This window comes from Lederbergia sp. B243.17 (assembly GCF_057657925.1).
Genome location: NZ_JBWBKF010000082.1, coordinates 38,835 through 51,239, shown reverse-complemented (window position 1 = coordinate 51,239; position 12,405 = coordinate 38,835). Strand labels below are relative to the sequence as shown.

Genomic DNA, 12,405 nt, shown 5'->3' with positions numbered 1-12,405 from the left:
TGAACAAGCTACTTTAGCAGATCAACGCTTTTATGCTTTTACGCGTTAAAATATGTACTGCTATTGTAAACAGACAATGGCAAGATGTCAATGAAAGAAAAATCAGCTGAGCCAAAAGGCTGCAGCTGAGGGAGATAGATTATGGTTTCAAAACGACCTTGATGCAGTCATCTTCGTGCTCATTAAAAACGTCATAGCCATGAGCAGCTTCAGAGAGAGGGAGTTTATGCGTGATGATTTCAGTTGGATCAAATTCTTTGTTGACGATTTTTTGGTACAGCTCCGGCATATAGTGGACTACAGGTGCCTGGCCCATTTTCAAGGTGACATTGCGGGAGAAGAAGTCGCCGAGCGGGAATAAATTGTAATTCAGACCATACACACCGGTGAGTTGGAGAGTACCGAATTTGCGAACAGCCTTTGTTGCCATTTGGATCGCGCTTAATGTTCCGCCCTGCAATTTCAGCTTCTGTTCGATCTTTTCAATCACCGATTTTTTTCCGTCCATCCCGACGCAGTCGATGACGACATCTGCGCCGCCTTTTGTGATTTCTTTCAAGTAGTCGCCCATATCGTTATGCTCGGTGAAGTCATATACTTCCACTTTGTTGATTGCTTTTGCCCGTTTAAGACGGTATGGCAAATAATCGACCGCAATCACGCGCTTAGCGCCTTTCATCCAGGCGAATTTCTGCGTCATCAGGCCGACTGGACCACAGCCGAGCACAACGACGGTATCGCCTTTTTTTACGCCGGAATTTTCTACGCTCCAATAGGCAGTTGGGAGTACATCGGATAAGAAGAGCAGCGATTCATCCTCCAATTCACAGCTTTCCGGGACAACGAAGGGCAAATAATTGGCGAAAGGTACTTTTAAAAACTCTGCTTGTCCGCCTGGATGGTCCCCATAAAGTTCAGTATAGCCGAAATAGCCGCCCGTATCGGCAAACTCATTGGCATTGTCGCACTGGCTCTCCATATCATGCTGGCAGTAGAAGCAAGACCCGCACGCAACGTTAAAAGGGATGACAACCCTGTCGCCTTTTTTCACCCTTGTCACTTCAGGCCCGACCTCTTCCACAATTCCCATCGGTTCATGGCCGATAATATAGCCTTCCCGGAGCTTCATGTTCCCCTGATAAAGGTGAAGGTCCGATCCGCAAATTGCTGTTGAGGTAATGCGGACAATGATGTCATCTTTCTTCTGGAGCTTTGGATCATCAACGTTTTTCACTTCCACTTTCTTCGGTCCTTGATACGTCACCGCTTTCATCATTCACACTCCCTTGGTCAATAATATTCTCCCATATCATGCCCTGTTTCTTACGGCAGAAAACCGGCTGTGCGATTCATCTGCGCTTTTCCTATAAGAAAACAAATAAAATAGTACAGATGACTCGGGTTTGGAAAAAAGACGGGGTCGCTTGCTGCCCGTGATATAATTACCGGGTAGAGGAGGAAATGAAGTGAAGAAAAAAGTCTTATTTCTATTTGTCATTTTACAAAGTTTATTTATGATCCAAGCAGCGGCAGCTGAGCCGTTCACGGACTTGAAAGGCGTACCGTGGGCGAAAGAAAGCATTTATTTTCTCCATGACCGCGGGTCGATTGCAGGGACGAGCAAGACCGCATTCAGCCCGAATACAAATATCAGCAGGGCACAGGCAGTTGCCATTCTAGTACGCGAGCTATATGGAGAGCAGAAGCCTATGCATCCTCCTCAGTTTAAAGATGTGACGAAGAAACATTATTTTTATAAAGAGATTTCCATCGCAACAGAGCAAGGCCTGATCGCAGGCTTTCCGGATGGCACCTTCAGGCCCGACGCCAATCTGACCCGCGCCGAAACGGTTTCCATTTTGGAGCGCGCCTATGGGATCAAAAAGGGCACATCGGCTTATTCATTCCGGGATTTGGACAAGGCGAAATGGGCGCTGCCGTCTATCGATGCGCTCGCGTCTAATCAGTTGATCGGCGGATATGAAGATAAAACCTTCCGGCCGAACAACAAGGTGACCCGGGCGGAATTCGCCGTATTCCTCACAAGGGTCATCCGGTTTGATCCGAAGACCGTCGAAGCGACCGTCTCCAGCTTTGAAAAGAAGGACGGAGGTGAACTGTTTGTTTCCTTGAATGGGGGAAAGGAGCGCCTATCCCTTGCTGGAGTGAAGAGCAATGCTGGATCCAGCGTATTGCTGGACAAGTTAGTAGGGAAAAAAGTGCTGGTTGAGCCGGAAGCTGCGGCAGGGGAGAATGCTGCCTATCTGTGGTATGGCGGTGAACTGGTCAACGAAGAGCTGATCAGGCACGGCTGTGCCGAGTTTGACGGAGCATCCAGCATGAAATATGCCGGCAAACTGGAAGCGGCAGCGGCCAGGGGTGGCAACTGTTCAGGAAAGGGACTTTCAGTAGAGGCTTTGCTGAAGAAGATGACGCTCGAGGAAAAAGTCGGCCAGCTGCTCTTACCGATGCTCTACAATTCAAATGGCGTCTCCTCGACAATCATCAATGATAAAACGATCCAAATGATCAAGAAAAACCATGTCGGCGGCGTCATTCTTTTTGAAAAAGATATGGTCTCCGCCGAACAAATAACGAAATTGACGAACGAGATGCAAAAAGAGTCTGGAAAAATCCCGCTTCTGATTGGGACAGACCAGGAAGGCGGTTCGGTCAAGCGAATACCAGGCGGTGCCAACATGCCCGGGAATATGGCGCTCGGTGCGACAAAGAAACCGGCACTTGCCTATGATGCCGGCAAGGCGATGGGGGAGGAGCTGGATTCCCTTGGCATCAACGTCAACTTTGCCCCTTCACTCGACATCAATGTCAATCCGGACAATCCGATTATCGGCATCCGGTCATTCAGCGAAGATCCGCAAGTGGTGAGTGACTTTGGCGCGGAATTAATTCGCGGTCTGCAGGCAGCCGATGTAATGGCATCAGCCAAGCATTTCCCGGGCCACGGCGATACGGTCATAGATACCCATCTCGGTTTGCCGGAGCTTCCCTACGGATTAGAGCGTCTGGAAGCTGTTGAATTAAAACCATTCCGGAAGGCGATCGATCAGGGAGTCGACATGGTCATGACCGCCCATATCACCTTCCCGGCGATCGACCCGGCAACCGTCCGCTCAAAAAAAGACGGCACACAGATTCACCTGCCAGCCACGCTATCGAAAAAAGTGCTGACCGGCCTTTTGCGTGAAAAAATGGGCTTCAATGGCGTCTTTGTCACGGATGCCTTCACGATGAAAGCCATTACCGACAACTTCGGCGAACAGGAAGCAGCCATCTTGGCCCTGCAGGCGGGAGCGGATATTATTTTGATGCCGCAGGAAGTCGATAAAACAGCAGCCGCTATTCTGGCCGCTGTGGATAACGGCCAGCTGACTAAAGAGCGAATTGATGAATCAGTCAGCAGAATTCTACAATTGAAACTGAAATACGGCTTATTCGATCGGCGCGATTGGCTGAAAAACGAGCTTGAAACGATGAAGCAAACTGTTGGAAACGAAGATCACAGGAGGATTGAGCAGACAATCGCAGAACAGGCTGTCACCGTTACAAAAGGCGGCAATGCGAAGTCGATAAAGGGCGCGAAACAAATCGCCGTCACTGCTCCGCTGCCTGAGCAAATCAGCCTGCTTGCAGCCGAAGCAAAAAAAGCATTCCCCGGGGCAACGGTGAAAACATACTCGTACCCCGAACTGCAGCATTCGAAAAATATGGCAGCCAGTGACTACTTGATCCTCGGAAGCTATTTCCACCGTAACAAAGTCGCTGCAACGAAGCTGGGCGAACTGCAAAACCTTGTCAATGCGGCGAATGCAGGAGGAAAAGGCTATGCAGTCCTGTCAATGGGCGACCCTTATGAACTTAGAAGCTTGAAAAATGTTCAGATGTACATGGCGGTTTACGGAGACAACGAACCGAATGTGACAGCTGGGATTGAACGATTGAAGACGGAGTGACAGGACAAAGGGTTTCTACTTATACAGACAAACAGAAAGAGCCTTCCGATTAGGAGGCTCTTTCATTTACTCAGGTATAGCTGTTTCCTTTGGTATCAGATGACTTCGCCGATACACGCTGAGGACGAGCCCGATAACAATCGCGCTGATCATGGTTGGGGTTGTGCCATACGACAGGAACGGAAGGTAGAAGCCGCTGAGGGGCAGCAAGCCGAATACCATGGCAATGTTGTACACAAATGGTACGGCGAACAGGGTGGTTCCTCCAATGATCAAAAGCTGGCCAAACGGATCATAGGTCTCTTTTGCAATCCAAACCATCCGGACAGCAAGGTAGGCAAGGAGCAAGAACAGAACAACCGCTGCAATCCAGCCATAGGTTGATAAAATATTGACGAAAGCATAGTCTGTATGTGCTTCTGGGAGATGGGGAAGCTGTGTGTCGCCATTTGAACCGATGAAAGAAGCATTGGCAATGTATTTTCGGATAAGCAAAGGGATATATCCTGATCCTTGGGCATGGGCTTCCGGATTAAGAAAGCCGAGCAGTCTCTCCTTTTGATAGACAGCTCCTGTTTTGAGTAATAGAGTGATGAAGCTGGCAATCCCAGCAACAACTGTGAAAATGGACCCTACAAGCAATTTTTTCTTCCTGCGGATACTCCATAGATACATCGAAAATACAAGGAAACAATAGATAAATAATATGGATAGATCGCCATAGTTGCTGTATATAAAGAATGTCACGATAAACACTCCGAGAAGTATCAGCAGGCGATGTGAGTATTTACGGAATAATACTGCCCATGCGAGATACAACAACGGGATGAGCAGGATCGTTCGCAGTGTAAAAGGTCCTATTCGAAAAACAAGACTCCCGTTGATAGAACCGTTTCCCATTAGATAAAAAAACAGAAGCCCTGCGCCGGCCAGGGAAGGGAAGAGCCATGCAGACCGTTCCAGCTTCCTGTAATCGAATAGCATCAATGCTGTGATGATGACTGTTGCCACTCCTATATCGATGGTCTTCCTTAGGATCAGATGCGAGACGGAAAAGCTTTCGACCAGATGGAAAAGTGGCAGAACCCCCGCAATCAGCAGTAAAATCGCTGCACCCCACAAACTCCAGTCAACCCGCGGCCTGTGTAGCTTGCCCATTTTCACACCGAGCGTTTCCGCGCTGCCCATTTTTTCGGTCGCAATCCGTTCAGCCTCATCGCGCTCCATTCCTGAAGAGCACAGTGACTGGATGGACGCTTCCAAATGATTGTCCAGCTCCTGTTTGACGAATTCACGCGCTTCCTTCGATTTGATTTGTTGGCTAACACGTTCCAAGTATTGGTTCTTATTCATATTGAAGCTCTCCTTTGATCAAAGATCTTACCGGCTGCTTCTCCTTCGAAGAAAGCACCTTTCGCCCTTTATCGGCAAGGATGTAAAACTTTTGCTGCTTTCCATCCCACTCTGAGACGATCCATTTTTTCCGTTCCAATTGGTGAAGCAGGATGTATAACGCACCTTCCTGCTGGCAGAATTTGCGGATTCCCCGGTTTTCGAGCGACAACATCAGTTCATAGCCGGTTTTCTTTGTTTCCAAAAGCTTCAAAATGATAAAGGAAAGCTCTTCATCCGGCATGCTTTGTTCCTGCAGCGCCTTGTAGATTTTCGTGCGGTTTTTTTCGGTAAATTGCAGTGTCGGAGAAAGCTGTTTGTTTTTCAGTTTCCGTAATCTCTCTTCCACGATTTTCACCCTTTCAGTTGGTCTTTCAGCAATTCCTTCGCCCGGCGCAGCCGCGTTTTTAATGTGCCTTGCTTCACGCCTGTGAGGGTTTCAATCTCTTTTACTGTCAAGTCTTGAAAATAATGCAGGTACACGGGCTCGCGGTATTTAAGAGGCAGCGCCATTACAGCTTTGATCAGTTCAGCATCTTCTTCATGCCGAATGACGGTCTGCTCTACCTGGTCACTGACAGAGTTTAGATAAGGCTCTATTTCGGCAATCCTTACGTTCCGGTGATGCCAGCTTTTAAGATAATCTTTGCAATGATTGATGGCAATCCGCCATAGCCATGTTTTTGCATTCGCCCGCCGTTCAAAAGCAGGAAGCGCCTGATAGCACTTCACAAAAATCTCCTGGGTTAAATCCTCTGCAATTGCATGATTCCGAACGTATGAGTATGTAAGCTGCAGGATATCCTGCCCGTAATCCGTCATGATTTGATCAAAAAATTCCTCGGCCGTTGCCGCTTGTACCGGATTGGCAACCAATTCATCCACTGGGCAATCCCCCTTTCCTACAATATTAGACGAAGCATAAGATGAATGGGATTTATTTTTTTACAGTTAAAAGAGGAGTTCGCATTGGTGTAGAAGAAACAGGAGACGAGGGGGGAGTGTATGATCTTCATCGGAGTAAGTATTATTGCGTTTTGCTGCTCTACTTTCATAGCAGTTTGGCTGATACAAAGGGGGCGTCGGCTAGCCGCGGTTTCGGCATTTTTGGTCAATTTGATCATTATGGGTGCCACTGGTGCTTTTTTGTATGTTTACAATCCGGTCACGCACCATAAGGAATCAAGCAGCATGGGGATCGTCTCCTATCTCGCTATGATCCCAATTATCACATGGCTCAATCTTCTATTTCTTGAAATTAGAACAAAGAAATAGGGCAGGGATCTGATTCCCCGCCCTTCTGTTTACATGTCGATTGTAATTGGCCCCTGTCCCTTTTTGTTCATCAATCTTATTTCCTCCGGCTCTACTTTCAAGATGATCATCTCCGGGTCTTCCGGTCCGTCGAAATACATCGCAAGCTGTTCATTCCAAATTTTTTCCTTCAACCCTTCGCTGTCATCCTCGCTCACTTTGCCCGCAACTTCGACATATTCATCTCCAAAACCTTCTCCTTCATAGCCAAGCAAGATATGGGTATATGGATTTTTCTGCAGTTCTTCGGTTTTATGCGTCTTTTTGCTCGTAGCCGAGTAGAGCGTGAATCCGTCGTTGAAAAATGTCATATAACGAGAATTCGGTTTCCCGTTTTCAACGGTAGCCATCGTTCCGATATGGCTTTCCTGCAAAATCTTCTCAACTGTTTCTTTTGCTTTCTGCTTGTCCACAATTACCAGCTCCCTTTTGTAGTTTTTCCTCTTCATTACTATTCCTTTCTTGGATGAAAATAAACGAATCCAGCGGAAGTGCGTCTTCAAATTGCCGCACTGTTCTCTCTATGGGTAAAATAGATATGAATAAACCGTTTTCGACAGATGAGGGGGAGAAGACCATATGGAAAATCCGAAACTAACAAGACTACAAGAACAATGGCTCATCGAAGCGACAATTGATGAGATGCAGGAAAAACTGTCAGCAGGGGAACTGACTTCCGTCGATCTCGTCCTTATGTATATGGACCGCATTGCAAAATACGATCCGCATATCAAGTCCATTCTTGAAATCAACCCGGATGCCTTGCAGATTGCGGCGACACTTGATTCAGAAAGGCAGGGCGGCGGTTCAAGGGGGCCGCTGCATGGCATTCCGGTTTTGCTTAAGGATAATCTGGATACAGGAGATAAAATGCACACCTCTGCCGGGTCGCTTGCACTTGCATCCCACAAAGCAGAAAAAGATTCGTTCGTGGCGCAAAAACTCCGCGAGGCGGGAGCCATTCTGCTTGGTAAGACGAATATGACGGAATGGGCCAATTTCATGACATTCGGAATGCCTTCGGGATACAGTTCCCGTGGCGGGCAGACGCTGAATCCGTACGGGTGGGAGGATGTCGGCGGCTCCAGTTCAGGCTCTGGTGCAGCTATTGCAGCAAATTTTGCTGCTGCTGCGATCGGGACGGAGACATCGGGCTCGATTTTGAATCCGTCACGAGAAAATGCGCTTGTCGGCATCAAGCCGACTGTCGGCCTTGTAAGCCGTAGCGGGGTCATACCGATTGCCCACACCCAGGACACTCCGGGACCGATGGCAAGGACAGTAAAGGACGCTGCTTATCTATTGAGCGCAATCGCTGGAAGGGATGACAATGACCCTGCTACCGGCCAAATGCCCGGACAAGTCAAAATCAATTACGCTTCAACACTCCAGGATACCGATCTGAAGGGAATCAAAATTGGAATTGCCGGCGGCTATTACCTAAACCGGCTCCATAAAGAAAAAATCTCCATCGTAAATGGAGCGGTAGCGGCTTTAAAAGAGATTGGTGCAGAGGTTGTTGAAAATGTGGCCATCCCTTCAGCCGAGACTGATTGGGGATTCGATATTTTGACATATGAATTCAAGCCCGATCTCAATGCCTATCTGCAAGGAACACCTCCAACAAACGCAATCCGTTCGCTGTCCGATGTGATTGCTTTTAACAATCGCAATCCTGAGAAGATGCTCAAATACGGACAGACCTTGCTGGCGGAGTCGGAAAAAACGAGCGGAACGCTAAAGGAGGCAGAGTATGTCCGTGCCCTTGAACGGGATCATTATCTATCCCGGGAACAGGGGATTGATCATGCTCTCAAGGAGAATGGACTTGATGCCATCCTTTTCCCGGGAGACAGGGGTTCAGTCATCGCTGCAAAAGCAGGATATCCATCTGTGATTGTACCGGCAGGATTTCTTTCAAACGGCCGGGCATACGGTGTCATGTTCACAGGCACTGCATTCAGCGAGGATCGATTGATCAAGATCGCTTATGCATTCGAACAGGCGACGTTAAAACGAGTGCCGCCTAATTTGGAAAAAATGGGAAAATGAGTGTGGAGGGCAGGGGGAATCCCTGCCTTTTTTATTGCCGCCATGTCTCCCCAAGTGCCAAAATCCGCAGCCGTTCTTCCGTTAGGTTCTCTTTCTTCCAGGCGGCTTGCAGCCTGTCCAGCGCTTCTTTTGGTGTATCATCGGCAAGGCGGAAAGCTCCATAATGCATTGGAATCATTGTTTTAGCTTTCGTGTCAAGAAACGCTTTGACTGCCTCTTCCGGAGATACATGCTGTGTGGCCATGAACCATTCTGGCTCATAGGCGCCAATCGGCATGAGGCAGTAATCAATCGAAAAGCGGCTGCCGATTTCCTTGAACGCCGTGCAATAACCGCTGTCACCGGCAAAATAGACGGTCGGAGAATCAACAGCTCGTAAAACCCAGCCGCCCCAATGAGAGCGGTTTGTATCCGTCAGTGTCCGTTTCGTCCAATGCTGGGCGGGTACGAAGGTGATATTTATGCCATCCAGCTTCGTCTCATCCCACCAATTGCATTCGATCACTTTGTTAAAGCCCCGCCTTTTAAACCAGCGTCCAAGTCCAACAGGAACAAAAAATGTCGGATTGCCCGGCAAGCGCTTAATCGACCCGCTGTGCAAGTGATCGTAATGGCTATGCGAAATCAGGACGATATCAATCGATGGCAGTGAGTGAATCGGCAGTCCCGGATCGGTCAGCCTTCTGTCCGTTCCCATCTGCCTGGCCCAAACCGGATCTGTCACGATGTTCTTCCCATTCAATTGCAGGAGAAATGTCGAATGACCAATCCATGTGATCGTGGGTGTATCTCGGTTTTCGGCCAAGAAATCAATTTCTTTGTTTTTTGCCTGCGGGACCTTAAATGAGAGATCCTTCTTTTTCGCGCGTCTCTCCTTCCGCCATTGAAGCAGCTCCTGAAACGTATTTGTCGCGGCTGCTTTGTCCATGTTTTCATAGCGAATCTGCTTCATTGTATTGACTCCTCGTTTTCTTTTTAATCAGATGTTCTTAGTATATCCTCAGTCGGTTATTTTTTCATTTTATAGAAAAAATAATTGGAAAATACAATGAAAACACCGTAAATGTAAGTTGAAGGCAAGCGATAAATGTCATTTTATGCCGATATACCCAGCGCGTTTTGAAGATAGGGAAATCTGTAGTATGATGAGAGGAACATTTCCTTTTTAGGACAGTGAGGAGAAAAGAATGAGCGATCAATCAAACATAATAGAAAATTTGCAGCCCGCTGTGCAAAAGATTTGGCGTGAATCGGGCTTTGACCAACCAACATCCATTCAAGAAAAAGCGATTCCGCTTATCCTGGAGGGCAAGGATGTAATAGCCCAGTCGCCGACAGGCACGGGCAAAACCGTGGCCTATTTGTTGCCGATCCTGGAAAAAATCGATCCAGCCGTAAGAAACGCCCAAGCAATCATACTTGCGCCTTCCAGGGAACTGGTCATGCAGATATTCCAAGAGGTCCAAAAATGGTCTGCAGGAACAGAAGTGAAAGCAGCTTCGCTCGTCGGCGGCGCGAATATTAAACGCCAGCTTGACAAACTGAAAGAAAAACCGCAAATTATCGTCGGTACGCCGGGTAGAATCATGGAAATTCTGGCATTGAAAAAGCTGAAAATGCATGAAGTGAAAAGCATCGTCCTCGACGAAGGGGATCAGCTGCTTGCAGAGGAGCATTTGAAGGATGTGCGCTCGATCGTCAAGTCATCATTGAACGATCGCCAGCTTTTGCTGTTTTCGGCAACGAGACTGAAGGATACCGACCAGATTAAGGCAATAACCGGACGTGATCCTGAATTCCTAACGATTGACACAAACGCTGAAGGAAAAGAATCTGCTGTCAATCACTTTTACTTATTGGCGGAGCCGCGCGACAGAGCAAAGCTCGTGCAAAAAATTGCCGCCATGCCAGGTGTCAAGGCGCTTGTCTTTGTCCGTGACATCGGCAACATGACCGTGCTTTCTGAAAAGCTTGCCTATGAAAAGGTGCCACTTGAGTCCTTGCACGGCGAGATGAAAAAACAGGAAAGAGAAAAAGCAATCAAGAAACTGAAGGACGGGAAGGTCAAGCTTCTGCTGGCAACGGATATCGCCGCCCGCGGACTGGACATCGATGGGCTGACACATGTCATCCATTATGATTTCCCCTCAGAAATCGATCAATATGTCCATCGCTCTGGCCGGACAGGGAGGATGGGAGCGTCCGGCACGGTCGTCTCCTTCGTCAACCAAAGGGAACAGCGGGAAATCCGCAAATATGGCCGCACACTCGGCGTGCCTGTTCAAGAGCGGCGGATTTTCAAAGGTCAATTTACGGAGCCAAAACCGAAAAAATAATCAGCTTGCACCATGGCCTGCCATTGTACAAAAGAGGCCATGGTGCTTTTCTATGTCACCTTCAGAAGTGCATAATTTCTTAGATTCAGATAAAATGTAGAAAACGATACTTGTGGAGGGTGCTTCAATGACTTCGCTTGAAATTATGAAAAACGTAAAAAGTGCCTCTTTTTCCTGGGATATGGATCGGGGAATAATGAAATTTGAACAGGAGCCGGTTGTCCTTTTTTGGGTGGATACGGCGTTGAAAACCTTTTTGGATACAGTTGAGGAAGTGGCCGGACCTGAAAGCGTCAAGGTTGTCCTTGAAGCGGCGGGCTACCGAACCGGGCTGACGGTAAGTGAATTTTATGCGAGCCGAACTGAATCCCTATGTGAAATGATTGAACTGCTGCCGGATATTTACCGGGCTGCCGGCTGGGGATCTATGAATATTATTAACTTTGACTTTGATAAAAAAGAAGCAAGGATACAAGTGAAAGATGATTGGGAAGACCGAATTAACCTGTTAAACAAAAAAGAAGAGCCTGGAACGTTTCTTGCGGCACACTGGGCTGGCGTTCTGACAGGGCTGCTTTCCGAAAACATCTGGTTTGACATCATCAAACACCCAACATTTGGCGATGAATATTCCGAGTTTGTTTATGCTCCCTCCAAAATCACGCCTGCGGAGAACATCCGGTCGCTATTGAATGAACAGGAGAAAATGGAAATTGCCCGCCTGGAGGCACAAGTAGAAGACAGGACTAGGGAACTGCAGAGTCTGATCAAAGATCTGTCCTCACCGATCATCCCTGTCCTGGAAAATATCGTCGTCATTCCGATGATGGGCCAATTTGATGAAACACGAGCAAATGAACTAATGGAAAAAACTCTGAACGGGGTCGCCTCCTCCCAGTCAAATATCATCATTTTTGATGTTACCGGAATGAACGAACTGGAGGGCTATACGATCACAATGCTTGAGAACATTACTCAGGCGGTTACTCTGATCGGTGCAATCCCAGTCGTCGCCGGAATGTCCCCGGATTTGAGCATGAAGCTTGTATCAAACGGAGTATACTTACACAATTTGAAATGCTTCCAAACTCTTAAACATGCGATCCACTACGCGCTCGCTTTGGAAGGCATGGAACTTGTGCAGAAAAAATGAAAGGACTGGCCCGAGTGGGGGCCAGTCCTTTTGCTGATATGCAGGTACTCATAGGTTCTAGAGCCTGCTTAGAGGGAGTTACATGTTCTTCCGGAGTCAAAAAGTTTCTTAGATACCGGAAGAAACGTAGTTTGGAATTTTTCCGGTGTCAAAAGGATACTTAGATACCGGAAGAAAAGAGATT

At 47.7% G+C, this 12,405-nt stretch carries 11 protein-coding genes and 1 other annotated feature (1 of these 12 cut by a window edge); of the genes, 5 read left to right on the top strand and 6 right to left on the bottom strand.

Annotated features, from left to right (window positions below; translation table 11 throughout):
- Positions 1–34 (bottom strand) — a binding site (T-box leader); it reaches 165 nt to the left of the window's first position.
- A 105-nt stretch (positions 35–139) separates the two neighbouring features.
- On the bottom strand, positions 140–1,273 hold the full coding sequence (locus tag AC0TWI_RS15820) for a zinc-dependent alcohol dehydrogenase (RefSeq protein WP_488127302.1): 1,134 nt from the start codon (positions 1,271–1,273) through the stop codon (positions 140–142).
- A 193-nt stretch (positions 1,274–1,466) separates the two neighbouring features.
- Here AC0TWI_RS15820 and AC0TWI_RS15815 point away from each other — a divergent pair, with 193 nt between their 5' ends.
- Positions 1,467–3,974 carry a glycoside hydrolase family 3 N-terminal domain-containing protein gene (locus AC0TWI_RS15815; protein WP_488127301.1) on the top strand — a complete coding sequence of 836 codons (2,508 nt, stop codon included), beginning with the start codon at positions 1,467–1,469 and terminating at the stop codon, positions 3,972–3,974.
- Between the two features lie 66 nt (positions 3,975–4,040).
- On the opposite strand, the gene AC0TWI_RS15810 is transcribed toward AC0TWI_RS15815, so the two are convergent.
- From AC0TWI_RS15810 to AC0TWI_RS15800, 3 genes are read right to left on the bottom strand one after another with little or no spacing between them, the layout of a single operon-like run.
- Positions 4,041–5,327, bottom strand: a complete 1,287-nt coding sequence (locus tag AC0TWI_RS15810) for an FtsW/RodA/SpoVE family cell cycle protein (protein WP_488127300.1) — start codon at positions 5,325–5,327, stop codon at positions 4,041–4,043.
- Positions 5,320–5,715: a helix-turn-helix transcriptional regulator gene (locus AC0TWI_RS15805; RefSeq protein WP_488127299.1), complete on the bottom strand. Its 396-nt coding sequence runs from the start codon at positions 5,713–5,715 to the stop codon at positions 5,320–5,322. The genes AC0TWI_RS15810 and AC0TWI_RS15805 overlap by 8 nt, the downstream gene beginning before the upstream one ends.
- Before the next feature lie 5 nt (positions 5,716–5,720).
- A complete protein-coding gene (locus AC0TWI_RS15800; protein ID WP_488127298.1) occupies positions 5,721–6,251 on the bottom strand; it encodes a sigma-70 family RNA polymerase sigma factor in 531 nt (176 codons plus the stop codon).
- A 120-nt stretch (positions 6,252–6,371) separates the two neighbouring features.
- On the opposite strand from AC0TWI_RS15800, the gene AC0TWI_RS15795 reads away from it, so the two are divergent.
- Positions 6,372–6,641 (top strand): hypothetical protein, encoded by a 270-nt coding sequence (locus tag AC0TWI_RS15795; protein ID WP_488127297.1) that lies wholly within the window; start codon positions 6,372–6,374, stop codon positions 6,639–6,641.
- A gap of 29 nt (positions 6,642–6,670) precedes the next feature.
- Here the strand turns inward: AC0TWI_RS15795 and AC0TWI_RS15790 are convergent, their stop codons facing one another.
- Complete coding sequence (locus tag AC0TWI_RS15790; protein ID WP_488127296.1) at positions 6,671–7,129, bottom strand: pyridoxamine 5'-phosphate oxidase family protein; 459 nt, start codon at positions 7,127–7,129, stop codon at positions 6,671–6,673.
- Between the two features lie 130 nt (positions 7,130–7,259).
- Here AC0TWI_RS15790 and AC0TWI_RS15785 point away from each other — a divergent pair, with 130 nt between their 5' ends.
- Positions 7,260–8,732, top strand: coding sequence for an amidase family protein (locus AC0TWI_RS15785; RefSeq protein ID WP_488127295.1), 1,473 nt, complete (start codon positions 7,260–7,262; stop codon positions 8,730–8,732).
- A 31-nt stretch (positions 8,733–8,763) separates the two neighbouring features.
- Here AC0TWI_RS15785 and AC0TWI_RS15780 read toward each other — a convergent pair whose 3' ends face one another.
- The gene (locus AC0TWI_RS15780) at positions 8,764–9,684 is read right to left on the bottom strand and encodes an MBL fold metallo-hydrolase (RefSeq protein WP_488127294.1); all 921 of its coding nucleotides are present in this window, start codon (positions 9,682–9,684) and stop codon (positions 8,764–8,766) included.
- A 235-nt stretch (positions 9,685–9,919) separates the two neighbouring features.
- Here AC0TWI_RS15780 and AC0TWI_RS15775 point away from each other — a divergent pair, with 235 nt between their 5' ends.
- Together AC0TWI_RS15775 and AC0TWI_RS15770 are read left to right on the top strand one after the other, a co-directional pair.
- Entirely contained in the window at positions 9,920–11,068 is a 1,149-nt protein-coding gene (locus AC0TWI_RS15775; protein WP_488127293.1) for a DEAD/DEAH box helicase, read from the top strand.
- A gap of 127 nt (positions 11,069–11,195) precedes the next feature.
- Positions 11,196–12,221 carry an STAS domain-containing protein gene (locus tag AC0TWI_RS15770; protein WP_488127292.1) on the top strand — a complete coding sequence of 342 codons (1,026 nt, stop codon included), beginning with the start codon at positions 11,196–11,198 and terminating at the stop codon, positions 12,219–12,221.
- The last annotated feature ends 184 nt before the right edge of the window (positions 12,222–12,405 follow it).